This window comes from Pseudomonas sp. SIMBA_041 (assembly GCF_046535095.1).
Taxonomy (GTDB): Bacteria; Pseudomonadota; Gammaproteobacteria; order Pseudomonadales; family Pseudomonadaceae; genus Aquipseudomonas; species Aquipseudomonas mucoides.
On record NZ_JAWRXJ010000920.1, the window covers coordinates 1 to 237 of the forward strand.

1 protein-coding gene is annotated in these 237 nt (G+C 31.2%); it reads right to left on the minus strand.

All coding sequences use genetic code 11. The features are described from left to right. On the minus strand, positions 1-237 hold a 237-nt coding region (locus SB725_RS33810), incomplete at both ends, for a HEPN-associated N-terminal domain-containing protein (protein WP_410923772.1).

Here is a 237-nt window from a genome sequence, read left to right on the forward strand (position 1 = left end):
CATTGCTGGTTATGTATTGAATCTACAATATATGTAAAAACGTCATGATTTATGGTATCCAAACCTATTATCTCCATTAAATTCCATGTTTCATAAACTTTGCCTTGCCATCCCCCTTCTCTTGTTATGTAAGAAAGTCCTTCATTATTTGGATCTCCCCATTCATAATGAATACTATTTAAAATATGATCAATTACTAATTCTAATTTACAAGCGATGACATCCTCATCATAGTCT